Origin of the sequence: Acetobacter fallax (assembly GCF_011516735.1) — a bacterium.
In the GTDB taxonomy this organism is placed as follows: domain Bacteria; phylum Pseudomonadota; class Alphaproteobacteria; order Acetobacterales; family Acetobacteraceae; genus Acetobacter; species Acetobacter fallax.
Map to the genome: position 1 here is coordinate 1 of NZ_WOSX01000154.1, position 617 is coordinate 617.

Sequence of the window (617 nt, forward strand, 5' to 3'; positions counted from 1 at the left end):
TTTTATGGGCAAGGTTACGCGGAAACGGTATGCGGCAGAGTTCAAGTCACGGGTTGCGCTGGAGGCGATCCGTGGGGAACTGACGCTGGCGGAACTGGCTTCGAAACATGGCGTGCATCAGACGATGATCGCCCAATGGAAGCGCCAGGCGATCGAAGGCATGGCAAGCCTTTTTTCTGGTAAGTCAGTAACGGAACCTTCAGTCAGCCCTGCTGATGTAGAGAAACTGCACGCCAAGATCGGCCAGTTGCTGGTGGAACGGGATTTTTTGCGGGATGCCTCTGCTCGGTTGGGCGTGATCAGAGGCGGCAGATGATTGACCCGAAGAGAGCATGCCTGCCGATAATCCGGCAATGCACGCTGCTGCAACTCAACCGGTCGGGCGTCTACTATCGGCCTGTGCCACAGAGCGAAGCCAATCTGGAGCTGATGCGGCTGATCGACGCCCAGTTCCTGGAAACGCCGTATTATGGCTCACGGCAGATGACATGGCATCTGCGCCGCCAGGGACATGAAGTGGGCCGCAAGCGGGTCCGGCGGCTCATGGCGATCATGGGCCTGCGGGCGATCTACCAGAAGCCGCGCACGACCGTGCCCCATCCGGAGCATCGGAAATA

The 617-nt window shown here is 59.2% G+C and carries 1 pseudogene; it reads left to right on the top strand.

What is annotated here, in order from left to right:
- Positions 1–4 precede the first annotated feature (4 nt).
- Positions 5–617 (top strand): annotated as a pseudogene (locus tag GOB85_RS18945) (IS3 family transposase); the annotation flags it as partial.